Source organism: Vibrio nomapromontoriensis, from assembly GCF_050337205.1.
In the GTDB taxonomy this organism is placed as follows: domain Bacteria; phylum Pseudomonadota; class Gammaproteobacteria; order Enterobacterales; family Vibrionaceae; genus Vibrio; species Vibrio nomapromontoriensis.
On sequence record NZ_JAKJSS010000020.1, the window covers coordinates 13797 to 39214 of the forward strand.

Genomic DNA, 25418 nt, shown 5'->3' on the forward strand with positions numbered 1-25418 from the left:
GAATTATTTATAAACAATGATTAAATTTATATACGATATTCAACGTTTGATTGTCTGATGCCAACATCGACATCGACATCGTCATCCGTTAATAATGATGTCAGGCCCCCCTCATAAATGACAAGCCTGATAATAATGACAAAGCTGTAAAAACGGAGAATATAATGGCTGGTGTATTAGGAATGATTCTTGCTGGTGGCGAAGGATCTCGCCTTCGTCCTTTAACTGAGTCTCGCAGCAAGCCTGCAGTGCCTTTTGGCGGAAGTTATCGTCTTATCGATTTCGCCCTCAACAATTTTATTAATGCAGACTTAATGCGTGTCTATGTACTGACACAGTTTAAATCTCAATCACTGTATCAACACATGAGAAAGGGCTGGAACCTTACCGGCATTACCGACCGATTTATTGACCCTATCCCAGCGCAAATGCGTGATGGTAAGCGTTGGTATGAAGGCACAGCGGATGCTATTTATCAAAATGTTCGCTTCATTGAGTTAGCAAACCCTGAGCACGTCTGTATTTTTGGTTCTGACCATATTTACAAAATGGACATTCGCCAGATGTTGGACTTCCACAAACGCGTTGAAGCCAAATTGACGGTATCTGCTTTGCGCATGCCATTAGCTGAAGCTTCAGAGTTTGGTGTAATTGAAGTGGATGAAAACGGTAAAATGATTGGCTTTGAAGAGAAGCCACAAAATCCTAAATCGATCCCAGGTCACCCCGATATGGCACTTGTATCAATGGGTAACTACATTTTTGAAGCTGAGAGCCTATACCATGAGCTACGTGTTGATGCGGAAAATGACGCATCAAGCCATGACTTTGGTAAAGATATCATCCCTAAAATGTTCCCGGAAGGGGACGTGTATGTCTACGACTTTTCAACCAACAAAATCACAGGTGAAAAAGACACCACGTATTGGCGTGATGTGGGTACGATTGATTCTTATTGGGCAGCACACATGGACTTGCTACAAGAAGACGCTCAGTTTTCGTTGTACAACCGCACATGGCCTCTACACACGTACTATCCACCTCTACCACCGGCGACGTTTGTGGATGCCGAGCATCAAAAAATTAAAATTACAGACAGCCTAGTTGCTGGTGGCAGTTACGTTCGCGGCTCATCCATTTACCGCTCGGTCCTAGGTTTCAGAAGTAATATTGCTGCTGGTTCTATTGTCAGCGAATCTGTTATCCTAGGTGACGTCAAAATTGGCGCGGGCTGTACTATCAAGCGCACAATTATTGATAAAAATGTAGAAATTGCCCCTGGAACAGTGATTGGTGAAGATTTAGAGTTGGACGCGAAGCGTTTTCATGTTTCTCCAGGTGGCGTAGTAGTCATCAAAAAAGGGACAAAAGTTGGATTCTAAAATGAGAAACATAGATGTATGGTTTCCAGTTTCAGAAGCTCAAGGACTTGTAAAAAGTGGAGGCTTGGCAGATGTTGCCAAGGCTCTGCCTAAAGCATTGCAAGAGCTCGGGAAATCGGTAGCGATTACATTACCTGGCTACCAAACCTTACCGAATAAACACGATTACGAGTGTGTTCTTGCCACAGAGCTAGAACATTGGCCGCATACGGCATATCAAGTAAAAAAAACCGAGCTTGATGGTGTGGATGTTTACGTTATCGAGTGTGATAAATACTTCGACCGACCTGAACTGTATGCTGAGCACAACCGCGCTTATGCTGACAACGGCGAGCGATTTGGTTTTTTTGCTGCTGCTAGCTTAGATGTATTACCGAAACTTGGTATCAAACCTGCCGTTGTTCATGCGAACGATTGGCATACCAGTTTAGTGCCATTTTTGCTTAAAACTCGCTACGGTGATGATGAGCGTTTTCGTGACGTAAAATCTGTCCTAACGGTACACAACGCTATCTTTAAGGGTATTTTTTCTTATAGTCAGCTTGAAATCATTCCAGAACTGAACTTGTCTGGGATGGAGTTCTTACAGTACGGCGAAGGTTGGGTGAGCATGTTGCGAGCGGGTATCGCTTTTGCTGACAAGATCAATGCGGTCAGTCCGAACTATGCCGCGGAGTTGGTAACGCCGTTAGGCTCGCATGGATTAGTAGATGACTTTGTGCACCGCGCGAAAGATCTACATGGTATCGTTAACGGTTGTGATTACTCTGAGTGGGATCCACGAAACGACGAATTCTTGCCTGAGCGTTATGAAGCTAAGCTTTCTAGTATGTTACAAGGAAAGTTAGCCTCAAAAAGGTTGCTGCAGCAAGAACTCAACTTACCTCAAGTTGACACGCCAATGGTCGGGATGGTTTGTCGTTTGACCCACCAGAAAGGCTTTCATTACATTCTGCCAATTTTAGAGAAGTTTCTTAAAAATGATGTGCAGATGGTCATTATCGGAACGGGTGAATCTCAAATTGCTGCTCATCTGCGTGATATCGCATTAGCGCATCCAGATAAACTGGCATTTGTTGAGGCCTACAGCAACCGTTTTGCTCACTTGGTAGAAGCGGGCTCAGAGTTCTTTTTGATGCCATCAGAGTTCGAAGCTTGTGGTCTTAACCAACTGTACAGCATGGCTTATGGAACGCTACCGATTATTCGTAAAGTGGGTGGACTAAAAGACACGGTTATTGATTTTGATGATAACCCGTCAGAAGCCACAGGGTTTGGTTTCGATGAACCTTGCCACGATGCGTTGCTGATTACTCTGCAAAGGGCGCTGTTGTTCTATTTGCAGCAACCAGAAGAGATGCATAAGATGCAGCTTCGTGCAATGGGGCGTGATTTTAGTTGGCTTGAGTCTGCAAAGGATTACAGTAAAATGTATGATATTGCGTTGAATCAAGGCTAATTATTAGCATTGCTTAAATGTAAAAGGCGACGTTATGTCGCCTTTTTTAATGATAAAAATCGATGATAAGTTAACACTTAGAAATGATTTTGAATGAAAAAGTGCGGACTTTTTACCTGCATTTACAAGAATTGTGGTAACGTAACGCACACTGATATCACCCTCTTAAGAGCCTATGTCTGAGAATCTACTTTTTCATAAAACGTATCCGCATCCCACCAGTAAAGAGTGGGTCGTGTTTGTGCATGGCGCAGGGGGAAGCTCGTCCATTTGGTTTAAACAAATTCGAGCTTACAAAGAACATTTCAACTTACTATTTGTCGACTTACGTGGTCATGGTAAATCGAATCAATTGATCAAAGGGATCATGGCAAGCGGTTATACGTTTAAAAGCGTAACGGTTGATATACTAAAAGTACTCGATCATCTCAAAATCCAATCTGCGCATTTTGTCGGTATGTCCCTGGGTACAATTATTGTTCGCAATATCGCGGAGTTATCGGCCCATCGAGTTCGTTCTATGGTGTTAGGAGGCGCTGTAACGCGTTTTAACACACGTTCTCAGTTATTGGTCAATATAGGCAACTGGAGCAAGCACATCATCCCATATATGTGGTTATATCGCTTGTTTGCTTATATCGTGATGCCACAACGTGGTCAAAAAGAGTCCCGTCACTTGTTTGTCCGTGAAGCGAAAAAATTATGCCAGAAGGAATTTAAACGCTGGTATACCTTAACCACGGAAGTGAACCCACTACATCGTTACTTTAAAGACAAGGAACTGCCAATCCCTACGCTCTACCTTATGGGGGATAAAGACTATATGTTTATCCACCCTGTTAAAGAGATGGTGGCAGAACATAAATCGAGCCGCTTATTAGAAATCGCGGATTGTGGGCATGTTTGTAACGTTGAAAAGCCAGACGAGTTTAATAAGCACTCCATTGCCTTTATTCAATCGGTCAGTTAATAATCCACCGTGCTAGGTGCTAGGTGCTAGGTGCTAGGTGCTAGGTGCTGGCAATTCCAACAAGACCCGAACTGAGCTTCGTTAAGTTCATGACAATGTTGGCAAGTCCAATCTCCCCCAGTGCTTTGATTGGCTTGCAGTTGCCATGTATCAATGATGGCTTTAGCTTTAGGCTCTTGGGATAGATCCATCAACCAAATAAAAGGCAGTGAACTTTCGTCAAGCGGAACTTCCCCCCTTAATCCAAAGACCCCTTCACCTCTTACTTCACATTGAATTCCTTCAGCATTAAGCTGTTGTTGGATAATATGCGTTTCTGTCGGGTTGTTACCTACATAAATTTTCATTTAGTCTCTACCTGAGGCGTTTTGTTCAATTTTGCCATGACCCATTTAGCAAGAAGTGGAAACAGTCCTAGTAGAGCAAACGAAGCAAGAACAGTAGGCGAGACTATGCCAGACAAACTATCAATATTCGCAAGTTGTGTACCTGCGTTCAAATACACTGCGGTGCCTGGTAGCATGCCAAGTTGGCTGACGAAGTAGTATTTTGAGACACGAATAGGCGTTAAACCCATGAGTAGGTTGATTAAGAAGAACGGAAAGACAGGAATGAGTCGCAAAGAAAAAAGGTAGAAAGCCCCATCTTTTTCGACACCATCATTAATTGTAGTGAGCTTTGCACCAAACTGACGCTGAACCCAGTCTCGCAGTAGAAACCGGCTACTAAGGAAGGCTAGGGTAGCACCAATGGTACTCGCAAAGGAGACCAGTAAAAGGCTGGTCCAAAATCCAAATAATGCAGCGCCTAATAGCGTCACAACTGCAGCGCCAGGAACTGAAAATGCTGTAATTGCTATGTAGAGAAAGAAATAGGTGAGTGCAGCCGTGACAAAATTGGCGTCAATGTAACTGGCGAGCTCAGCTTGTTGTACTTTGGCGTTTTCTAATGTTAAATACTGACCGAATTGCGACCCCAAGAATAGGATAAGAGCAACGAAGCCCAACCCTAACAGTAACTTTTTACTCATGACTTACTCCATGTAGACAATGCATCTTTAAGTATAAGACAGGAGCAGGGTAAATTTACTTTCAAAGACTTATAAAAAAAATCAGCCTTAAGCTGATTTTTTTATAAGTATATCAATACTAGTTGATGTGGTTAGCGAGTTCATCTCGTTTCGCTTGTGGGATAACGGACCAATGTGTACCGTTAATCGCCCCTTCTAATGCCCATAGTAACTCTAGGCCGACACTGGATGAATGTGTTTTCTGAATCGCTTTGAATGCTTCTACAGAGCCATGCTCTTGTAATGAGTTAACTGACTCGATGCCCGCTTTTTTAAGCATACGCTCTGTGGCAAGGCGAAGATTCGGCAGATCTTTTAATCGGTTAGGTTTAGTATCGGATTGTTTTACTTTTTCGTCTTTGGCAAAATCCAAGGCTGCGCGAGCGTATGACAATATAACGTCAGTGTCGTCCCAACAATCTTCTGGAAGTGCAAAGTATTTAGTAACAACAGGGAATCCACGTTTTTTATACACGTAAGGCGTATAGCCTAATTGCTTAAAAGACGCGACTGTTTTGGGGTTAGTTCGGATATGTAATTTGTTGTTCACTGCTAATGCAAACATTGTTTCGTCAACAAAGATCCCAAATCCACCGAACATGGAGCGAGATTTTACTTTTCCTAGTTGAGCGAACAATTGCATTGAATTTTTTAATACTGGATTGTCCATGCTTATCTTTTCTCGGTGTTATTGATTGTGTCACCAAAATCAGGTCCGAGAGTATAGCAAACAGGTGTCAGTTTCTTGTTAGGTCAATAACAGGATTTGACACCTTTGCCATCGGTAACCCCGCTACCTACCAAATGTGGTTTAGGCCGGAGGCTTTGCGTCCCACCTTTTCAGATGGTTTGCCCTGTGCGTGACTCAAATAGCATAAAGAAAAAAACCATTAATATGCATGGGTTATTAGTTGAAGTGTGATATTGCTTCAAAAATTAGAGGGGTATTTGTGCTTGTGAAGTAGCACAAAGTAACAATACAGATTGAAATTTATTGGAAGAAGATCAAAAAAAAGCGCTCAATAGAGCGCCTTTGTCATTATTTTGTCATGTCTTTGACAGAGCTTCGTTCAATTATCTCTGGGTGCATCTCGAATATGCGTTTGTCATGACCTTTATCTTTGATTCGTTCGAGTAGAATCTCAAATGCATTCTTACCAACACGACGTTTTGGTTGGTGAACGGTGGTCAATGGTGGTGAAAAGTACTCAGCCAGCTCGATATTGTCGTAGCCGATTACAGATATATCACCAGGGACGTTTAATCCAAGCTGTTGTAAGCGACTCATTAGGCCTAACGCCATGGTATCGTTAAAACAAAAAACGGCGCTTGGTCGGTCTTCCATAGCGGCAATGCGATTGGCGGCGATGACGGCAGTATCGCATTCGAAGTTACCTTCAAAAATACGGTCTTCTTTCATCGTTAAGCCTGCTTCTGTTAAAGCGCGTTGATAACCGACAATGCGTTCTTGGCAAACAGCTTTTTCTAAATGACCACTTAAGCAGGCGATGTCTGTATGCCCTTTCTCAATAAGGTATTTTGTCGCTAAGTAGCCACCTTCTTCCGAGTTATCGATGATCTTGTCTGCTTGCGAACTTTCTGGGCCCCAGTCCATAATGACTTTAGGGATATCAGAGTGACGGTCAAGCATCGTGAGAAGCTCTTCAGTTAGGTCTGAGCACATGACTAAAATGCCATCAACACGCTTCTCTGCCAACATGCGAATGTAGTCGCGTTGCTTTTCATACACGCCACCTGTATTACACAGTATCAAGGTATAACCTTGTCGATAGCAATAACTCTCAACACCGTCAATCACCTCAGAGAAAAACAGGTTAGTGGATTGAGTCACCAGCATACCAATGGTCTTCGTAGAGTTGCACTTTAAGCTTCTTGCGACAGCACTTGGCGCGTAATTGAGCTCTTCGACTGCAGCATTAACTTTTTCTTGTGTGGCCTCGGCAACAAAACGCGTTTTGTTGATGACGTGAGATACGGTGGTAGTAGAAACGCCAGCTAGGCGGGCGACGTCTTTAATTGTTGCCATAGCTTTATCCTGTTAGTAACGGCTTTTGTGTTTTTAATTGCATAAAAGCCGTTGCGATCATGAAGCATTATTTATGAAAAATAAGCGCTTTGTTGTAACGAATGCGTACCGGACACAAATACACTTTGTGAAATGGCGGTTTCCAATCAGTACATTTAAGTGGAAACCACATCGTACTAAAGCCTGGCTTTCGCATTTTAAACGGCGAATTGTAGTCTTAGTGGCAGACCCTAGCAATGTCTGAACCGACAATTTTGTCTATAAAAGCCAAATTTATATTTGGCTTACTGATTATTGTCGCGTTAGGGACTGGGCGCTTAACTACTTTACCTACTCTACGCGTAAGTATGTAAGGTCAAGCTGACAGAATGCAACGAGTAGTTGTGCAACAGCTGCATAAAAACCGAATTCATCAAATTCTTTACATCGACGATCAAATTGAGGTAACCACGTCATGAGGTGTTGTTCAATAAAGTCAGCTTGTTCAAGTAAAGCGTTATTGATGTGCGCATCAGATTCCAGTTCATTGGAACGAATGATGAGGTTGCCAAGAAAGTCTAACTCAATCGCTAAGTGATCTGCCGGCTCATTTAGGTTATCTGACACGCCAATATTGTGCTGTTTGAGGAGCGCCGCCATATCGTGTGCTGGGGTGTCATTTAGTAAGCCTGACTTGCCTATATACATTGATGCGTATGGGAGTGCGCCATGCTTATCGGTTTTCAAGAACAAATCGCAAAAGTCAGCAGAGAGCTCCAGTTGAGCATCTTCGCGTGTTTGTAAACGATTGAGTGCGTCGATAAAATTGGCGATAGAAGCGCTTAATGACGCATTCTCCCCCAACCCAGCGAGGAAAGCGCGGATTTCAACACTGTGATACTTCTCTAGCTCTTCTTTTGTTAGTTCTTTGGCAAATAAGCTGGATAGCCACCAATAAATTTCTGCACGTTGTTCGTTAAATGCTTTGATTTCTTGCATTTTATCTTCTCCAAAAGTCTTACTATCATTTTAGCCAATAAAAATGAACAGCAGTAAGGCAATTAGTGAAAAAATATAGGAATTTGTGAAGATAAATGAATGTGATGATGGAGAGTTCGAATGAACGAGGTGCCATTTAGTTATTAAGCTATTTAGTATGGTTGCATATGTTGAGGAGGAATAGTTCTTGTCTTGAATCAAAAAAAACACGACTTTCGACAAATTGCCTTAATGTCGGCTAGAATTGTGACTAATTATGAATAGAATGGCCTTGGTCATAACAAATTTAAGAAACGGTGCATATGAGTTATCACGTATTAGTAGTTGAAGATGATGTCGTTACACGTAGCAAATTGTCTGGTTACTTTGAGAGTGAAGGCTATTTGGTGAGCGAAGCAGAAAGTGGTGAAGAGATGCGCCAAGTACTGCAATCATCCAGTGTCGATCTTGTTATGCTCGATATTAATTTGCCAGGTGAAGATGGGCTCATGCTAACTCGAGAGCTACGCAGCCAATCTGACATAGGCATTATATTGGTGACCGGACGTACCGATAGTATTGACAAGATTGTTGGTTTGGAGATGGGGGCAGATGACTACGTCACTAAACCGTTCGAGTTAAGAGAGTTATTGGTACGCGTTAAAAACTTACTGTGGCGAATTTCTCAAGCAAGAAAGCCACCTCAAGAGCCGCAAAGTGCAGAGAGTGAACATGTTGTCCATTTTGGTGAGTGGTTGTTTGATAAGCAGCGACGCTCTTTAACCTGTAATGGCGAGCCAGTAAAACTGACAAAAGCAGAATATGAACTCTTGGTTGCCTTGTCTACGTACCCCAATCAGGTGTTAAGCCGAGAGCGCATCCTTAATATGATCAGTCATCGTGTTGATGCCCCTAATGATCGCACCATTGATGTGTTGATTCGCCGTATGCGTACGAAAATGGAAATGGATCCAAAGAATCCGCAGATTTTCATTACCGTTCACGGTGAAGGTTATATGTTCGCTGGTGATTAGACGCTGCAGCTGATTAAGCGCTACAGATGCGCTGACTTATCAAGTATTCCTTATGTAGGCCCGGACGTTGTATTTCGTCCGGGCTTTTTAATGCGAGTAATCTAGATAAATGATGAAATTGATATGCAACACAAGTATTACTTTTGTTAAGTGACTCGTAATCAGGTTCTGGAATGCCTACAGATTCATTTACTCGCTCGTGAGTGCGCTAGCTTGAATAGGCTGTTATGAAAAATTTAGTCGCCCAGGTTGGGTATTAAAAGAGAAAAACTAACGATTAACAGCGATTTATCATAGTTAAGTTCATTTAATACAAGGACAAGTAAATGGATAGGACGAACCCGATAGCCCAAAATAAATTACTGTCTCCAAAGGCAGCGTTGAATCACTACACTGCAACTTCATTATCGCTACTTGTTTTATTTTCGCCCACCGCATTTGCTTATCAGTGTGACAACTTACCGGTATGGAATGCAGAGACAGCGTATAACGGCGGTGCTGAGGTAAAATTCCAATCGAATGCTTATCAAGCGAACTGGTGGAGCCAAAATGCAAAGCCAAGCGAAAAATCGGGTAGCTTCCAAGAATGGACACTGCTCGGGGCGTGTGACGCGAGTGGAGGAAACCAATTACCGACGCTATCAATTCTTTCCCCTGTAGAAGGTGCCAATATAGCGTCTGGTAATACGATTACGTTTCAGGCCGATGCAAGCGATGTTGATGATGCGATTGCCACTGTCGCTTTTGTTATCAATGGCCAAGATGTAGCAACAGTCACGTCACCGCCTTATAGCGTAGATTGGCTTGCCACGGTGGGCAGCTACACCCTTGACGTTATTGCCACGGATGAGCGCGGTGCACAAACCACGCAGTCGAGATTGTTTTCAGTATCGGTGACAGAGAATCAACCGCCATCCATCACCTTATCGGCAGACTCGCTATCAGTGTCGGTTGATCAGCCAGTGACACTCTCAGCGGCCGCAGATGATGTTGATGGTAGCGTAACCAGTGTTCGTTATGTCGTGGATGGCGTTACGCTCAGCACATTAACCACACCACCATGGACAACGACTTGGACGCCGGCGGCTGTGGGTCAGTTTGCGATACAAGCTATTGCTACTGATGATGGAGGGCTCAGTACTCAGTCACAACTTATTGATATTAATGTTTCGAGTGCTGCATCTGGCGGGCAATGTACGACACTGCCGAGTTATGTGGCGGGCAGTCAATACTCGAGCAATGAGAAAGTCAAAAATATTGATGAAGTTTTCCAGTGTAAAGTAGCAGGTTGGTGCTCATCTAGCTCTGCATGGGCGTATGAACCTGGAGTAGGTCAGTATTGGCAGGATGCGTGGGATAGTTTAGGCAGTTGCGGAGCATCTCCCGTCGTCAGTATCTTGTCACCGTCGGCTGGACAAACGGTATTGCTTGGTAGTGATGTCACGATTGAAGCGGATGCAACAGATAGCGACGGTACGGTGGTCTCTGTAGAGGCCAGTGTGGATGGCACGTCGTTAGGTGCGCTGACGCAAGCACCTTATACCTGGTTGTGGAATGTGAACACGTTGACGTCAGCGACAATCAGCATTGTTGCAACGGATGATCAGCAGCGTGAAACTCAGGCTTCAACAACCGTTAATGTTACCGACCAAGTGCTAACCAGCGAAATCATACAACCTACGTCTGGTAGCATTGTCCCGTTAGATAAACCTGTATATGTGGCGGTGTCGGCTCAATCCCTGCAAAGTGATATTGCTAAAGCCGAGCTCTATGTCAACGGACAGTTAGTGGCAACAGATAGCGCAGCACCTTATGAGTTTTCATGGCAGCCAGCAGCAATTGGAGGCTATCAGTTAACGGCATCGGTATCCGATACTCAAGGTAATCAGGTGGTATCGAATAGTGTCTCAGTTGAAGCAAAATCCATCGTGTTGCCTAAGCACAAACTGATAGGCTATTGGCATAACTTTGTTAATGGCTCAGGTTGTCCAATGCCATTGAGTGAAATGTCAAAAGACTGGGACATTATCGATATTGCCTTTGCTGATAACGATCGTAACAGTAATGGCACCGTACATTTTAACCTTTATAACGGTGATATCCATTCAAGCTGTCTACCGATTGATCCGTTGCAATTTAAGCAAGATATCGCATCACTTCAATCAGAGGGCAAAGTCTTCGTATTGTCTCTTGGCGGTGCAGAAGGCACCATCACTTTGAATACTGCTGCTGACGAAGCTGCTTTTGTCAGTAGTTTAACGGCGATTATTCAAGAATGGGGTTTTGATGGTTTAGATATCGATCTAGAAAGTGGTTCTAATCTCGTGCACGGAAGTCAAATTCAAGCTCGACTACCAACGGCATTACGACAAATTCAACAAAATATGGGCCGAGACATGTATCTCACTATGGCGCCGGAGCATCCTTATGTACAAGGGGGAATGGTCGCATATTCAGGTATATGGGGCGCGTATATCCCGGTCATCGATCAGGTAAGGGATATGCTGAATTTACTCCACGTTCAACTGTATAACAACGGTGGCCTTGCCAACCCTTACACAACGGGAGCGGCGGCAGAAGGTTCGGTCGATATGATGGTCGCTGCGTCAAAAATGCTTACTGAAGGGTTTGAACTCGCGGATGGGTCGATGTTCCAGCCGTTAAGGGATGACCAAGTGGCAATAGGACTGCCATCGGGTCCTAGTTCAGCGAACTCAGGGCAAGCGCCTATCGCCAATATTGAAGCCGCGCTTGATTGTATGGTTTTACTGCAGCGATGTGGTAGCGTCCAGCCCACTCAGCTATCGCCTAACTTTGGTGGGGTAATGACGTGGTCTATCAACTGGGATCAACATGATGGCTTCAATTTCTCCGCTCCGGTGAAAGCCAAGCTTAACCAGTTAAATAATAGATAAAAGCTCTCGAAAACAAAAAGACCTCATCGTTATGATGAGGTCTTTTTTTATCTTACGCCGTCGCTTATTTACCGTTGGCTTGTTCGGTTTTAGGCGCACTATCTACTTCAGAGTGAGTCTCGTCTTCGGTAGCAAGCGCATCGTCTACAGCATCAGATTCTAAGACGGTGGGATCGGCAGATGGTGTACCTTCGTTTGCTGCCCAATCACGAAGACGCTGCCACGTTAGCCCCATCGTCTCATGCCAATAGCGTTCTGTTTGCTCAAGATATTGCGCTTTTGGCGTGTATTTTTGCCACGCTTGCTCAATATTTTTTTGCGCCAAAAAGTTAGTCGGGGCAGGATAGGGAATTAAGCCTGCAGATTCAAATTCATACATAGCACGTTGCATGTGACTGGCTGACGTAACAAGAACCATTTTTCTATTTTTAACAAATGACGTTGCCTGTCTTGCCTCTTCCCAGGTGTCTTTAGCTGTTTCTAGTAAAATAATGTCGGGTTTAGAGACGCCTAGCGCCAATGCGACCTTTGCCATCATACGAGCTTGACTCACGTCAGTGCCACCGTTGTAGCCAGACAAGATCAGTTTAGCACCCGGATACATGCGCATCACGCGAATGCCTTCACTAAGGCGTACTAAAGCGGTTCGGCTAAGCTCTGAAGTTGGCGGGAGATCGCTGTCGACCACGTGACCACTGCCCAGCACCATGACATAGTCAATAGTCTCGTTCACGGGTAAGAAAGGTTTATACTGGCGCTCTAATGGCATCAGTAAGCGACTAGACAGAGGCTGGAAGGCGATGAGAAAAATCCCACACAGTGATACAAGAATAACCATGCATCCGATTCTGCGTCTAGCAGTAAACATAATAAGTGCCAGCCCTAAAAAACCGAGTATCAGCATAGCTGGTAAAGGCATTAACAGGGATGACACGATTTTTTTCAGCTCAAACATAAACTAATAGTCCGAAAAAACACCACTTAACGCTAAAAAAGAGGCTTGCCCCTTTATTCCTGTCACTTATATGACAGAATAGCAGTCCGATTGGCTATCTTAACTCAATAAACCGTGATGCAAGACCGTAATTTCGACGATATCGCCCACAAATTTGCAAAAAATATTTACGGCTCAGAGAAGGGTGAAATCCGGCAAACTATTGTTTGGGAAGACTTAACCCAGGCACTCGCCGTACTGGATGATACTAGAAAAACATTAGAAATATTAGATGCAGGTGGCGGATTGGGGCAAGTTTCCCAAAGGATCGCAGCAAGAGGACATAACGTCACACTTTGTGACCTCTCTTCAGAGATGCTAAAGCTGGCGAAATCTGATGTTGAAAAAAAGGGACTACTTTCGCAATATCGCTGGATCCATAGCGCGATTCAACACGTCGATGACCATTTGTCACAGCCTGTTGATTTGGCGTTGTTCCATGCTGTGATGGAATGGTTAGCGGACCCTAAATCAGCATTAGAAACCGTGCTAAGGCAAATCAAGCCGGGTGGCATCGCATCGATTATGTTTTATAACCATCATGGGTTGGTGTTTAAGAATGTCATTTGTGGCAATATTCCGCATGTACTTAATGGAATGCCGCATCGTAAAAGATTCAAGCTTCAGCCCCAACAGGGACTCAAGCCAGAAGAGGTGTATCAGTGGATCGAAGAGGCCGGGTTTGAGATACAAGGCAAATCTGGCATTCGTTCATTCAGTGATTACATCGGTAATATGCAATATATGGGAGACTACACAGCTGAAGAGGTTCTAAAATTGGAACAACAGCTGTGCCGCCAAGAGCCCTATCTCTCAATGGGTCGATACATTCACGTATGGGCACAAAAAAAAGAAGAACAGGAAAGATAATGAGTGAGAACACTCTGCCTGCTGGAGAGCAACCTATCGACGAACTTGTCGGATGGGTGAAACAGCATGACTTTTCATTAAACCTGTCAACAGAACGGTTGGCATTTCTCATTTCTATTGCAGTTCTGAGTAATGAAAGATTTGATGAAGAGCTGGGCGAAGGCGAATTGCACGACGCATTCAAGATCGTAACCCAGCAATTTGATGAAACAGGAGACGCTTCCGCGTTTCGAGCCAACAATGCGATCAACGAACTGGTAAAACAGAAGCTCATGAGCCGATTTACCAGTGAAGTGACCGATGGTGCGAGTATTTATCGCTTAAGCCCATTGGCGATTGGCATTACGGATTACTACGTTAGGCACCGTGAGTTTTCAAAACTGCGCTTATCGATTCAGTTGTCTATGGTTGCTGACGAAATGGCGAAAGCGATTGTTGCGGCTAGAGACGGCGGAACAGTTGGACATTGGCGTAAGAACGTCTTTGGCGTACTCAAATATTCGGTGGGTGAGATCTTCGATCAGATCGATCTTAACCAACGTGTAATGGACGAGCAGCAACAGCTGGTGAAGCAACAGATTGCCGAGCTACTCAACAAAGATTGGCGCGAAGCCATCAACAACTGTGAGTCCTTACTATCAGAAACGTCTGCGAACTTACGCGAGCTACAAGATACCTTGCAAGCCGCCGGTGATGAATTACAGACTCAGATCCTCGATATACAAGAAATTGTTTATGGTGATGATGAGCTTGAATTTGTTGGTGAGGCGTTATTTGGACTGCAGATGAAGCTAGATCGCATCATCAGTTGGGGTCAGCAAGCCATCGATCTCTGGATTGGTTATGATCGCCATGTTCATAAATTCATACGTACCGCCATTGATATGGACCAAAACCGCGCCTTTAGCCAAAGGCTGCGCCAGTCGGTCACAGACTACTTTGATGCACCTTGGTACTTAACTCATGCCGATGCTGAGAAGTTATCCGACTTACGTGATGACGCATTAGTACTGCGTAACGAAGAAGTCACGGGTGCTGTGCCACTGGACGTAGAGTATGAAGAGTTCGAGCAAGTCAATGATGAGCTTGCCGAGCGCATTGCAGACATGCTTAAAGCGCATAAAGAGCGTGGTGCAGCGATCGATTTAGGCCAAGTCTTACGCGACTATCTAGCCTCGCATCCTCAGACACATCATTTTGATTTAGCAAGAATTGTTGTCGACCAAGCGGTGAGAATGGGCTATTCCCAATCTGACTACTCAGCCATCCAACCCGATTGGCAAGCGATTAACGATTTTGGCGCAAAGGTACAAGCAAATGTCATCGACAAATATTGACGAATACATGCCAGAAAAGCTGGCAAAAGCAATTACAAACCCGCTGTTTCCAGCGCTGGATAGTGCACTTCGTGCTGGCCGCCACATCTCTTCTGAAGATTTGGATAACCATGCGCTACTTTGTGATTATGAAGTGGAACTGGCGTCATTTTATCAACGCTATAACACTGAGTTGGTTAAGGCTGCGGAAGGTTTCTTTTACCTGCGACCACGTTCAACCACGTTAATTGGACGTAGCGTACTATCTGAGCTTGATATGTTAGTGGGTAAGGTGCTGTGTTTTCTCTACCTTAGCCCAGAGCGCTTGGCGCATGAAGGTATTTTTACTAATCAAGAACTCTACGAAGAGCTGCTGTCTTTAGCGGATGAATCTAAGCTGATGCGTTTGGTGACTAACCGAGCGACAGGCTCTGATCTGGATAAAGAAAAACTGTTTGATAAGGTAAAAACGTCACTGCGTAGACTACGTCGTTTAGGTATGACTATCTCTATTGGAGATACCGGTAAATTTCGTATCAGCGAATCGGTATTCCGCTTTGGTGCGGACGTAAGACTTGGCGATGATATGCGCGACGCACAACTGCGTTTGATACGAGATGGTGAAGCGGTGGTTGCTCATGTTAAAGAACCAGAACAACAAAGCTTAATTCCAACTGAAGAAACTTCAACAGAAGAACGGCCAACAAGCGCTGAAATAGAGCAAGGACAAGACGAGGCAGACGTATGATTGAAAGAGGTAAGTATCAATCAATGACCATGATCAACTGGAACGGCTTCTTTGCGCGTACCTTTGATATCGATGGTCTGGTAACCACCTTGTCTGGCGGTAATGGTGCCGGTAAATCCACGGCAATGGCGTCATTCATCACAGCACTGATCCCCGATCAGAGCTTACTGCACTTTAGAAACACCACGGAAGCGGGCAGCTCACAAGCGTCACGTGATAAAGGGCTTTACGGTAAACTGCAGCCGGGTACCTGTTACTCAGCGCTTGACGTCGTTAACTCTCGCAACCAACGCATTTTGTTTGTGGTTAAATTGCAGCAAGTTGCGGGGCGTGACAAGAAAGTCGACATTAAGCCTTTCATTATTCAAGGCTTACCGAGCCATGTTAAACCGACGGATGTTTTGATCGAAAACGTATCAGACAATCACGCTCGTGTTCGTCAGATCAATGAAGTAAAAGATGTCATTGGCGACATGGAAGGGGTGCAGTTTAAAGCCTTTAGTTCGATTGTTGAATACCATTCACAGATGTTTGAGTTTGGCGTACTACCGAAGAAACTTCGTAATAACAGCGATCGTTCTAAATTCTACCGTTTGATAGAAGCATCATTATACGGTGGTATTTCAAGTGCCATTACCCGTTCGCTACGTGACTACTTACTGCCGCAAAATGGTGGGGTGAAAAAAGCCTTCCAAGATATGGAATCGGCGCTGCGTGAAAACCGCATGACGTTAGAAGCGATCAAAACCACCCAAGCGGATCGTGATCTGTTCAAGCACTTGATCACCGAGTCAACCAATTACGTTGCCGCGGATTACATGCGCCATGCCAACGAAAGACGCAATAAGCTAGAACAGACTTTGGCGTTGCGTGGAGAGCTGTTTGGTTCTCGTCAGAGCCTAATATCACAAAATGATCTGCTTAATAATGTTCAACAATCACTGGCTATGCTGGTGGAAAGTGAAGCGGGTCTAGAGCAAGATCATCAAGCGGCGCAAGATCACTTGCAGTTGGTACAAAATGCCCTTCGCCAACAAGAAAAAATCGCCCGTTATCAAGAAGACCTAGAAGAGCTAAATGAGCGTCTAGAAGAACAGGTCATGGTGGTTGAAGAAGCGCAAGAGCGTAAATTCATCGCCGAAGAGCAGGCATCTCAATCTGAAGAAGAAGTGGATAGCCTCAAAACACAACTGGCCGATTATCAACAGGCGTTGGATGTACAACAAACGCGGACGCTTCAGTATCAACAAGCGGTGCAAGCATTAGAGAAAGCGCGTCAGTTGGTAGGCAGCAACGATCTGGATGAAGGTAACGCAGCAACACAACTTAACCGCCTTAAAACGGAAGAAGCGACAAGCACGACTAAGTTGCTGGAGCTTAAACACCGAGTAGACATGTCTTCGGCGGCGGCAAAACAATTTGAACTTGCGCTATCACTAGTGAAAAAAGTGGTCGGCGATGTGAGTCGTGACCAGGCATCTAGTGTGGCGAAAGAGCTGGTTAATAATGCCCAGGCATACCAGCAAGTACTGAAAGATGAAACTCAGTTGCGCGCTCAGTTTCGTGACGTAGAAAAGTCACTGGAGCGACAAGAGCAAGCGCAACAACTTCGCACTGACATCGAGCAACAGGGTATCCAAATCAGTACTGAAATGGATATTGAACTGGAAGCGGAAAGTCAGCGTGAGCGCGTGCTTGAAACTGAGCTTAAGTTAGAAACGCTAAAAGAGCAGCAGCGTGACGTTAAACAACAGGCGCAAGGTCACAATGCTGACATCGCCCGATTGGAAGCTCATGCACCACAATGGATTCGTTCATTTAACGCCTTAGAAGCATTGCGTGAGCAATCGGCACTTGAGCTGGTGGACCGTGCGGATGTGATTGCCTCAATGCAACATATCAATGAATCTGAACGCCAAACCGCGGCGACGAGAGATACGCTCGCGATTAAGCGTGATGAGCTAGAACGAGAAATTGAGCGCCTAGCATCGCCTGGCGGCTCTAATGATCCTCGCTTAAAAGGGTTAGCGGATACATTGGGCGGCGTATTGTTGTCTGAAATTTACGATGACATCACCCTAGATGATGCGCCTTACTTTAGCGCAATGTATGGTCCGGCTCGTCATGCGATCGTGGTTTCGAACCTCGACGGTATTAAAGAGAAACTGGTTGAGCTTGATGACTGCCCTGAAGATTTATACATCATTGAAGGCGATATTGATGCGTTTGATGACAGTACCTTTGATGCCGATGAGCTAGGCGGCGCAGTATGCGTTCAACTGAACGAACGTCAGTTGCGTTACTCTCGCTTCCCAACCATTCCATTGTTCGGTCGTGCCGCTCGTGAACAGCGTTTAGAGCTACTTCGAGACCAAAAAGAAGATACCGTTGAACAGCACGCGAAAGCGGCGTTTGATGCACAAAAACTGCAACGTTTGTATCAAGCATTTAATGGCTTTGTTGCAGAACACATGCAGTTGGCATTTGACGCGGATCCTGAGCAAGCTATTGCTCAATCTCGAGAGCAGTTAAGTGTTTGTAATCGTCAACTGAATGACTTCAAACAACAAGAGCAGCACGTTGCCTCACAGTTTAAGCAAGCAAAGCAGACGGTGGTTTTATTAGATCGCCTGATGATGTCGGCGAACATTTTGTTTGATGAGACTCTGACGGAGCGATTCGACGCATTACGTACGCGCATCGAAGAGTTAAATACTGCTAAGCAGTTTATTTCAGCGCACGGTCAAACTGTGACGCAATTAATTAATGTTGCAAATGCGCTAGAGAGCGATCCAGAGCAATTTGAAGCGCTGGAAAGTGAATATCAATCGCTGGATAGCGCTTTACAGTCGCTAAAAGGACAAATCTTTGCTGTGGCTGATTTAGCCGAGCGTCGTCCGCACTTTGCTTATGCCGATTCAGTCGAAATGCTGAGTAAAAGCAGTGAGCTGAGTGAGCAATTAAAGACTAAGTTGGTTCAAGCTGAAGATGCTCGTCGTCGCTTACGTGATGGCTTGAAACAAGCTCAAGAGCAATCAAACCAGTACAACCAAGTTATGGCATCGCTTAAGAGTTCATATCAAGCGAAATTAGAGACGGTTCAAGAGTTTAAGATTGAACTGCAAGACTACGGTGTTGTTGCCGATGAAACCGCCTTTGAACGTGCTGAAAAACGCCGTGATGAGCTGCATTTAGCATTGCAAACGTCTCGTACTCGTAAGAGCGAATACGAGAAAACCATCACCGCCACAGAGCTGGAGATGAAGGGGCTAGCTAAGCGTCTGAAGAAAGCTCAAAAAGAGTACGTTGAATTGCGTACTTATGTGGTGGCTGCAAAAGCTGGTTGGTGTAGTGTTCTTCGTTTAGCAAAAGAAAATGACGTAGAGCGTCGATTACATCGTCGTGAGCTGGCGTATTTAAGCGCCAATGAGCTGCGTTCAATGTCGGATAAATCATTAGGGGCGCTGCGTTTAGCTGTCGCGGATAATGAGAACCTTCGTGATGCACTACGCTTATCGGAAGACAATGCTAAGCCTGAGCGTAAAGTACTGTTCTATATTGCCGTATACCAACACCTTCGTGAGCGCATTCGCCAAGATATTATTCGTACCGATGATCCGGTTGAAGCAATCGAAGAAATGGAAGTAGAGCTGGCACGTTTAACCGAAGAACTGACGCAGCGTGAAAATCGCCTTGCATTAAGCTCTGAATCGGTTTCAAGCATCATTAAGAAGACCATTCAACGTGAGCAGAACCGAATTCGTATGCTTAACCAAGGTCTATCTAATATCCACTTTGGACAGGTGAAAGGCGTACGTCTTAACGTTAAGGTTCGTGAAAGCCATGAGCAGCTTCTTGAGGCGCTGACTCGAGAGCATTCCGATCTCTTTGAAACCATGCGCTATACCTTCTCTGAAGCGATGGCGAAGTTGTTCCAGCGTGTTAACCCACACATTGATATGGGGCAACGCTCGCCACAGGTTCTTGGTGAAGAGCTACTCGACTACCGTAACTACTTAGAGTTAAGTGTTGAAGTAAACCGTGGCTCCGATGGTTGGCTACAAGCCGAATCTGGTGCGCTATCCACAGGTGAAGCGATCGGTACTGGTCAATCCATCTTATTGATGGTGGTTCAGAGCTGGGAAGAGGAATCAAGACGACTACGTAGCAAAGATATTATTCCATGTCGTCTACTGTTCTTGGATGAAGCGGCGCGTTTGGATGCGAAGTCCATTGCGACTTTATTCGAGCTATGTGATCGTCAAGGAATGCAGTTATTAATTGCCGCGCCAGAAAACATCAGCCCAGAAAAAGGCACCACGTATAAGCTTGTACGTAAAGTGTTTAAAGACCACGAGCATGTACACGTCGTTGGTCTACGAGGTTTTGGTGAGACGAAGCAAGCAGAACAGATAAAAGAGCTTGAAGAACAGATCTTAGACTAAGATCTAATCGGATAGAAATAGAAAGAGGCGTGACACGGTAAGTGTCACGCCTCTTTTGTTTCCTATGAGTCAAACTTTAGCTATAGCCAAATGGATAACTATAATTATATGAAAGCTATAATTCTATGAAAACTCAGCCGAAATGCTACTCGTAGTCAGACGCGTACGTCTCTTCGTAGGTATGTGAATAGAGCTCAAACAAGTTGCCAAACGGGTCTTCTAGGTAGACCATTTTGGCTTGTTTGCTGTCGTCTTCTGGGTGGTAGCGCATAATGTCCATACGTACTTTCCCGCCAAATTGTTCAGTGCGTTCAATTACGCCTTGGAAGTCGTCCGTTTGAAGACAAAAATGGAAAATGCCGATGCGAGTAAAGTCGACTTCGTGACGCGCTTGACGCTCTTTCATCTCAAATAGTTCAACACCAATCCCATCGGATGTGACTAAGTGGGCGATATTGAACCCTTTAAAGCCTTCACCAAATACTGCGATACACATTCTACCAATCGCCGTTTCGCGTTCTTCTTCAACCTTAGTATTGCCCATAACAATGTTTAGACCTAGCGCTTTAGTATAAAACTCAACCGCTGTATCCATATCGCCTACCATAATTCCGACGTGATTCATTTTCATAGTTTGCTCCAAATTTGTATTCGTTGCTTGTTTCGATGAGGGGGAGTATAGGTGGTGAGGCTGATTATATGAAATTATCATAAATTATTTATATGATAATATTTTGTTATATTTAAGTTTGACTTCGAGTGATGTGCTGGTAATGACGGCGATGAGAATAAGGGAGAGGTGAGAGGGAGTGAAAGGCAAAAATAGAGAGTGAGTGGTGACTCACTCTCTATTTTGAAATGGCTAGTATAGCGACGTTTTAGGACTCGTGGGCGGAGTGGCCAGCAATAGGGCGTGCCACTTTGCCGTGGCGCTCCCTTAGGCGTTGTAGCATCACCCAGATAACCGGCACGATTAAACAACCCAGTACGGTTGCGGCGAGCATGCCACCAAAGGTACTGTAACCTACTGCGCGTCGGGCACCGTCGCCAGCACCTGTGGCAATGACTAACGGAATGACACCTAGGATAAAGGAGAAGGCGGTCATTAAGACGGCTCTAAAGCGCAATTTTGTTGCCGCGATTGCAGCGTCGACAATTGACAGCCCTTTGGCTTCACGTAACTCTTTGGCAAATTCGACAATGAGTATGGCATTACGACTTGCCATTCCGACCATCAATACCAAGCCCACTTGCGTATAGATATTAATATCGCCATCCATTAGCCAAGTGTGGAGCAGGGCGCCGAAAATAGCGGTTGGGACACACATAATAATCGCCAGTGGTGTAACCCAAGATTCGTACTGCGCCACAAGGAACAAAAAGGTAAACAACATAGCCATGGCGAACATAATCGGTGCGGCATTGCCTGCTTTTTGCTCTTGGTAGGTTAACCCTGACCAATCGTATTTGTAGCCTGCAGGTAAGCTTTCATCGGCGATTTTTGCCATGGCTGCGACCGCTTCTCCTGAGCTGTATCCCGGAGCTGCGACACCATTGATCATCAGTGAGCTATATAGGTTAAAGCGCTCAACGGCTTCTGGACCTAATGTGTTATTCACGGTGATCAGTGAGCTAAGAGGCACCATCTTTCCATCGAGTGAGCGTACGTAAAAACTTGAAATGTCGCTGCTGTTGGCGCGGCTTTCTGCTTCTGACTGCAAAAATACTTTATAGTTTCGACCAAACTCTGTGAAGTCGTTAACGTAAAGCCCGCCAAGGTAGGTTTGCAGCGTCATGTAGACTGACTCGAGGCTCACATTGGTGGCTTTGATTTTGTCTCTATTGAGCTTCACTTCTATCTGTGGTGTGTTGGCGCGAAACATGGTGTAAGCCAAGTCAATCGCTGGGTGCGCCATCGCTTGTTGCATCAAATTGTCGCCAACTTGCGCGAGAGATTGCGACGAGCGTCCCATGGTATCTTCAAGACGCATCTCAAACCCAGAGTTCATTCCTAAGGCGGGTATGGCGGGAGAGAAAAAGCTTATGATTTCAGCATGTTTAATTGAATCAAGTTTGCTCTGAACGCGATCCATGATCGCTTTCATGTGAAGGGTCGCGTCTTTACGCTGTTGCCAATGGTCGAGATTAACAATCATCATCGCAGAGTTAGAGGCTGCGGCATTGCCGAGCAAACTAAATCCAGGTGCAGAGACGACGCTAGATACCCCGTCTTCTGATAACACGATGTCAATCGCATCGCGGGTGATCTGCTCCGTGCGAGCAAGTGAAGCCGCTTGCGGCAATTCAACGTTAATGAAAAAGCTGCCGGAATCTTCATCTGGCAAGAAGCCACTTGGCATTTGATAACCCATCATTACGATCGCTGCAATCATCACACCAAAACACACCATGCTTAGTGCCAAGCGTCTGATCATCACTGAAACCGTTACACCAAGTCCTGTTGTGGCCTTTTCTAATCCTCGGTTGAACGCTTGCAACCATTTACCGGGCTTAGGGCCGCCGGGGCGCATTAAAATTGCGGCAAGGGCTGGCGTAAGGGTTAAGGCATTGATGGTTGAAATTGCGATGGATACTGACAGCGTAATACCAAATTGCTGATATAGCTGACCTGTCAGTCCAGGCATCATGGTGACGGGACCAAAAACCGCAAACAGCACTAAGGCAGAGGCAAGAATAGGAGCGGTTACTTCTCGCATGGCTTTTAGTGTGGCATCCATTGGTGAAAGATGCTCTTCTGCCATTAAACGCTCAACGTTCTCAACCACAATAATTGCCGCATCGACAACCGCGCCGATCGACAATACGAGACCAAGCAATGTCAGCATGTTCATCGACATCCCCATCACTTGCATAGCGGCAAAAGTGGCGATGACAGAGACAGGGATCGCAATCACCGGAATGATGGTGGTGCGCCAATCTTGAAGGAAAACGTACGTTACTGCTGTTACGAGCAAAACGGCAATAACGAGGGTTTCAAACACCTCAGCGATAGAGACTTTAACGAACTCGGTCTGGTTGTATGGAATTGAGTAGTCAATACCTTGCGGAAAGCGCGACTTGAGCTCTTCCATTTTGTCATAAATACCAGAGGATATATCCAACGCGTTGGCGCCAGGGGCTTGGTAAATAGCAAGTAACGCAGCATCTGATTGGTCATACATCGCTTTGACGATGTACTGTTGAGAACCTAGCTCCACCTTGCCCACGTCCGAAATGCGAACTAATTTGCCTTGCTTGTCAGATTTAATCACGATGTCGTCAAACTGCTCGGCGTTACTTAACCGTCCTTCAGTCCGCACCACCATTTGAAACGGTGAAGATTGCTCAGCGTAGGGCGCAGCACCCACCATACCAGCAGGGCGGATGACATTCTGCTCGCCAATGGCGGCAGCCACATCTTCAGGCACAATGCCAAGGCTTGCCATTTTGAGCGGGTCAAGCCAAATACGCATCGCGTATTCCATGTCGCCGATATTACGTACCTTTGAAACGCCAGCCACCCGTGCGAGCTCGTCTTTAATGTTCATGTTGGCGTAGTTGTTGAGAAATAGCCCGTCTTGGCTTTGATCTGGCGAGTGCACCAAAACGGCCATCATAATGTTAGACGCGGTCTTTTCAACTTTGACACCTGAACGTTTCACTTCTTCAGGTAATTTCGCCATTGCGCGGTTGACTCGGTTTTGTACTAATATTTGCGCCTTGTCAGCATCAAAGCCGACTTCAAAGGCCACTGTTAGCAAGTAGTTGCCGTCGCCAGCTGATTTAGATTTCATGTAAATCATGCCTTCGACACCGTTGACCTCTTTCTCTATTTCGGTTGCAACGGTATCACGTAACACTTCGGCATTTGCACCGGTAAATTCAGTGGTTACTTCAATCTCAGGTGGCGCCACGTTGGGGTATTGTTCGACAGGAGCATTAAGTAGCGCAACCAGACCGATGATGGTCATCAAGATACTCAGTACGATGGAAAACTTGGGACGACGGATAAAAAATTCAACCATTTGAGTTATCCTTCTTCCGTCATAGCTGTATCCACGATGGTTCCCGGTTTGACCTTTTGTAGCCCATCAACAACGATATGCTCACCCTGCGTTAGACCTGACTCAACCAAAAAGACATCGCTTAATTGCTGATACCACTTAAAGTATTTTTTTTGCACGGTGGCGTTGGCATCGACAGCATAGACAAAGTGGCCGCCTTGATCATATTGAACGGCTTTCGTTGGTACCGATAATGAAGCGATGGAGTCATCCACCACTTCAACGGTGACATATTGTCCCGGTAGTAAAAGGAGCTGGGGGTTAGGGAAGTTTAGACGAACGGTGATGGTACCAGTCTCTACGTCGACGCGATTATCAACAAAACCCACTTGGCCAGCGTGAGGGTAGCGAATACCGTTAGCTAATTTTAGATTGACATCAAAGTCGCTGGCATGGCTTTGATTCAAGATCATGGCTTTTTGAAACTCGGCTAAACCAGAGGTTTCATTGACCGAAATATTGACCCAAGTGGTGTCGAGTTTGACCACGGTAGTTAGCGGTTGTCCTTCAGGTGTGACGATGTCACCTAAGCTGTATTCAGAGTTACTCACGCGGCCCTTAATTGGGCTAGTGATTTTTGTCCAGTCGAGCTCGAGCTGGGCTTTATCAAATTCAGAATTCGCAATTTCATGACTTGCCACTGCGGTGGTGTGCTCAAGTTGAATTTCTTCGAATTCTAGTGGGCTTAATGAACCATCATCATGCAGCTTAGCCGCTCTTTTCAGGGTACGCTTGGCTTGGGCGAGTTGTGCCTGAGTTTTTGCTCGCTCGGCTTTAGCGGCGTTTAATCTAACCTGAAATGGCTGTGGATCGAGCTCATACAATAGCTCGCCTTTTTCTACATCCGCGCCTTCAGACACGGCTTTGTGAATAAGACGTCCGGAGACGAGTGGCCGAATCTGCACATCTTCAGGGGCGCGAGTTCGACCTACGTATTCAGTAACAGGAAAAATATCACTTTGTGATACGGCGATCGTATTAACGCTGACAGGGGAAATGGAAGCGGTAGTTGTGTTGTCAGTATCACAGCCAAAGAGAAGAGCTAACGAAAGTGTTAAGGCTGTATATAGAACGGATTTGGTCATTTAAGTCTCCAAGCCACAAAATCCAAAGAGTAGTTAAAGCAATCGCGATCACTTCATATATGT

18 protein-coding genes and 1 riboswitch are annotated in these 25418 nt (G+C 45.2%); of the genes, 9 read left to right on the forward strand and 9 right to left on the reverse strand.

What is annotated here, in order from left to right; genetic code table 11:
* Nucleotides 1–113: 113 nt before the first annotated feature.
* From glgC to L4D05_RS21640, 3 genes are all read left to right on the forward strand, one after another.
* On the forward strand, nt 114–1382 hold the full coding sequence (gene glgC / locus L4D05_RS21630) for a glucose-1-phosphate adenylyltransferase (protein ID WP_428795286.1): 1269 nt from the start codon (nt 114–116) through the stop codon (nt 1380–1382).
* A 1-nt stretch (nt 1383) separates the two neighbouring features.
* Complete coding sequence (glgA, locus tag L4D05_RS21635; RefSeq protein ID WP_428795258.1) at nt 1384–2841, forward strand: glycogen synthase GlgA; 1458 nt, start codon at nt 1384–1386, stop codon at nt 2839–2841.
* A 175-nt stretch (nt 2842–3016) separates the two neighbouring features.
* Entirely contained in the window at nt 3017–3811 is a 795-nt protein-coding gene (locus L4D05_RS21640; RefSeq protein ID WP_265675061.1) for an alpha/beta fold hydrolase, read from the forward strand.
* A 26-nt stretch (nt 3812–3837) separates the two neighbouring features.
* On the opposite strand, the gene L4D05_RS21645 is transcribed toward L4D05_RS21640, so the two are convergent.
* The 5 genes from L4D05_RS21645 to torD all read right to left on the reverse strand — a co-directional run bounded on the left by L4D05_RS21645 (nt 3838) and on the right by torD (nt 7905).
* Nucleotides 3838–4158, reverse strand: coding sequence for a putative signal transducing protein (locus tag L4D05_RS21645; protein WP_428753680.1), 321 nt, complete (start codon nt 4156–4158; stop codon nt 3838–3840).
* Complete coding sequence (locus L4D05_RS21650; RefSeq protein ID WP_428795259.1) at nt 4155–4841, reverse strand: TVP38/TMEM64 family protein; 687 nt, start codon at nt 4839–4841, stop codon at nt 4155–4157. The genes L4D05_RS21645 and L4D05_RS21650 overlap by 4 nt, the downstream gene beginning before the upstream one ends.
* A 118-nt stretch (nt 4842–4959) precedes the next feature.
* Nucleotides 4960–5550: a TfoX/Sxy family DNA transformation protein gene (locus L4D05_RS21655; RefSeq protein WP_428795260.1), complete on the reverse strand. Its 591-nt coding sequence runs from the start codon at nt 5548–5550 to the stop codon at nt 4960–4962.
* A gap of 110 nt (nt 5551–5660) precedes the next feature.
* Nucleotides 5661–5744: riboswitch (cyclic di-GMP riboswitch) on the reverse strand.
* Between the two features lie 175 nt (nt 5745–5919).
* Nucleotides 5920–6927 carry an HTH-type transcriptional repressor PurR gene (gene purR, locus L4D05_RS21660; protein WP_428753685.1) on the reverse strand — a complete coding sequence of 336 codons (1008 nt, stop codon included), beginning with the start codon at nt 6925–6927 and terminating at the stop codon, nt 5920–5922.
* Between the two features lie 330 nt (nt 6928–7257).
* On the reverse strand, nt 7258–7905 hold the full coding sequence (torD, locus tag L4D05_RS21665) for a molecular chaperone TorD (RefSeq protein ID WP_428753686.1): 648 nt from the start codon (nt 7903–7905) through the stop codon (nt 7258–7260).
* A 302-nt stretch (nt 7906–8207) separates the two neighbouring features.
* Here torD and torR point away from each other — a divergent pair, with 302 nt between their 5' ends.
* A complete protein-coding gene (torR, locus tag L4D05_RS21670; RefSeq protein ID WP_428753687.1) occupies nt 8208–8918 on the forward strand; it encodes a two-component system response regulator TorR in 711 nt (236 codons plus the stop codon).
* 326 nt (nt 8919–9244) lie between these two features.
* Nucleotides 9245–11833 (forward strand): Ig-like domain-containing protein, encoded by a 2589-nt coding sequence (locus L4D05_RS21675; protein ID WP_428795261.1) that lies wholly within the window; start codon nt 9245–9247, stop codon nt 11831–11833.
* Between the two features lie 64 nt (nt 11834–11897).
* Here the strand turns inward: L4D05_RS21675 and elyC are convergent, their stop codons facing one another.
* Nucleotides 11898–12788 (reverse strand): envelope biogenesis factor ElyC, encoded by an 891-nt coding sequence (elyC, locus tag L4D05_RS21680; RefSeq protein WP_428795262.1) that lies wholly within the window; start codon nt 12786–12788, stop codon nt 11898–11900.
* A gap of 114 nt (nt 12789–12902) precedes the next feature.
* Between elyC and cmoM the strand changes: the two genes are divergently transcribed.
* The 4 genes from cmoM to mukB are packed head-to-tail and all read left to right on the forward strand — an operon-like array spanning nt 12903 to nt 20206.
* Nucleotides 12903–13697 (forward strand): tRNA uridine 5-oxyacetic acid(34) methyltransferase CmoM, encoded by a 795-nt coding sequence (cmoM, locus tag L4D05_RS21685; RefSeq protein WP_428753692.1) that lies wholly within the window; start codon nt 12903–12905, stop codon nt 13695–13697.
* Complete coding sequence (gene mukF, locus L4D05_RS21690) at nt 13697–15034, forward strand: chromosome partition protein MukF (protein WP_428753694.1); 1338 nt, start codon at nt 13697–13699, stop codon at nt 15032–15034. The genes cmoM and mukF overlap by 1 nt, the downstream gene beginning before the upstream one ends.
* Nucleotides 15015–15761 carry a chromosome partition protein MukE gene (mukE, locus tag L4D05_RS21695; RefSeq protein WP_428753695.1) on the forward strand — a complete coding sequence of 249 codons (747 nt, stop codon included), beginning with the start codon at nt 15015–15017 and terminating at the stop codon, nt 15759–15761. Before mukF ends, mukE begins: the two co-directional genes overlap by 20 nt.
* The gene (gene mukB, locus L4D05_RS21700; RefSeq protein WP_428795263.1) at nt 15758–20206 is read left to right on the forward strand and encodes a chromosome partition protein MukB; all 4449 of its coding nucleotides are present in this window, start codon (nt 15758–15760) and stop codon (nt 20204–20206) included. The genes mukE and mukB overlap by 4 nt, the downstream gene beginning before the upstream one ends.
* A 145-nt stretch (nt 20207–20351) precedes the next feature.
* On the opposite strand, the gene L4D05_RS21705 is transcribed toward mukB, so the two are convergent.
* From L4D05_RS21705 to L4D05_RS21715, 3 genes are all read right to left on the reverse strand, one after another.
* Nucleotides 20352–20837, reverse strand: coding sequence for a VOC family protein (locus L4D05_RS21705; protein ID WP_428753698.1), 486 nt, complete (start codon nt 20835–20837; stop codon nt 20352–20354).
* Nucleotides 20838–21084: 247 nt separating this feature from the next.
* The gene (locus tag L4D05_RS21710) at nt 21085–24231 is read right to left on the reverse strand and encodes an efflux RND transporter permease subunit (protein WP_428795264.1); all 3147 of its coding nucleotides are present in this window, start codon (nt 24229–24231) and stop codon (nt 21085–21087) included.
* Between the two features lie 5 nt (nt 24232–24236).
* Nucleotides 24237–25355, reverse strand: coding sequence for an efflux RND transporter periplasmic adaptor subunit (locus L4D05_RS21715; protein WP_428795265.1), 1119 nt, complete (start codon nt 25353–25355; stop codon nt 24237–24239).
* Nucleotides 25356–25418: the final 63 nt, after the last annotated feature.

What these genes read in the sequence shown, in the direction of transcription:
- glgA (WP_428795258.1), top strand. Translation starts at nt 1,384, where the DNA reads ATGAGAAACATAGATGTATGGTTTCCAGTTTCAGAAGCTCAAGGACTT.
- L4D05_RS21640 (WP_265675061.1), top strand. Translation starts at nt 3,017, where the DNA reads ATGTCTGAGAATCTACTTTTTCATAAAACGTATCCGCATCCCACCAGT.
- L4D05_RS21645 (WP_428753680.1), bottom strand. Translation starts at nt 4,158, where the DNA reads ATGAAAATTTATGTAGGTAACAACCCGACAGAAACGCATATTATCCAA.
- L4D05_RS21650 (WP_428795259.1), bottom strand. Translation starts at nt 4,841, where the DNA reads ATGAGTAAAAAGTTACTGTTAGGGTTGGGCTTCGTTGCTCTTATCCTA.
- L4D05_RS21655 (WP_428795260.1), bottom strand. Translation starts at nt 5,550, where the DNA reads ATGGACAATCCAGTATTAAAAAATTCAATGCAATTGTTCGCTCAACTA.
- purR (WP_428753685.1), bottom strand. Translation starts at nt 6,927, where the DNA reads ATGGCAACAATTAAAGACGTCGCCCGCCTAGCTGGCGTTTCTACTACC.
- torD (WP_428753686.1), bottom strand. Translation starts at nt 7,905, where the DNA reads ATGCAAGAAATCAAAGCATTTAACGAACAACGTGCAGAAATTTATTGG.
- torR (WP_428753687.1), top strand. Translation starts at nt 8,208, where the DNA reads ATGAGTTATCACGTATTAGTAGTTGAAGATGATGTCGTTACACGTAGC.
- L4D05_RS21675 (WP_428795261.1), top strand. Translation starts at nt 9,245, where the DNA reads ATGGATAGGACGAACCCGATAGCCCAAAATAAATTACTGTCTCCAAAG.
- elyC (WP_428795262.1), bottom strand. Translation starts at nt 12,788, where the DNA reads ATGTTTGAGCTGAAAAAAATCGTGTCATCCCTGTTAATGCCTTTACCA.
- mukF (WP_428753694.1), top strand. Translation starts at nt 13,697, where the DNA reads ATGAGTGAGAACACTCTGCCTGCTGGAGAGCAACCTATCGACGAACTT.
- mukE (WP_428753695.1), top strand. Translation starts at nt 15,015, where the DNA reads ATGTCATCGACAAATATTGACGAATACATGCCAGAAAAGCTGGCAAAA.
- mukB (WP_428795263.1), top strand. Translation starts at nt 15,758, where the DNA reads ATGATTGAAAGAGGTAAGTATCAATCAATGACCATGATCAACTGGAAC.
- L4D05_RS21705 (WP_428753698.1), bottom strand. Translation starts at nt 20,837, where the DNA reads ATGAAAATGAATCACGTCGGAATTATGGTAGGCGATATGGATACAGCG.
- L4D05_RS21710 (WP_428795264.1), bottom strand. Translation starts at nt 24,231, where the DNA reads ATGGTTGAATTTTTTATCCGTCGTCCCAAGTTTTCCATCGTACTGAGT.
- L4D05_RS21715 (WP_428795265.1), bottom strand. Translation starts at nt 25,355, where the DNA reads ATGACCAAATCCGTTCTATATACAGCCTTAACACTTTCGTTAGCTCTT.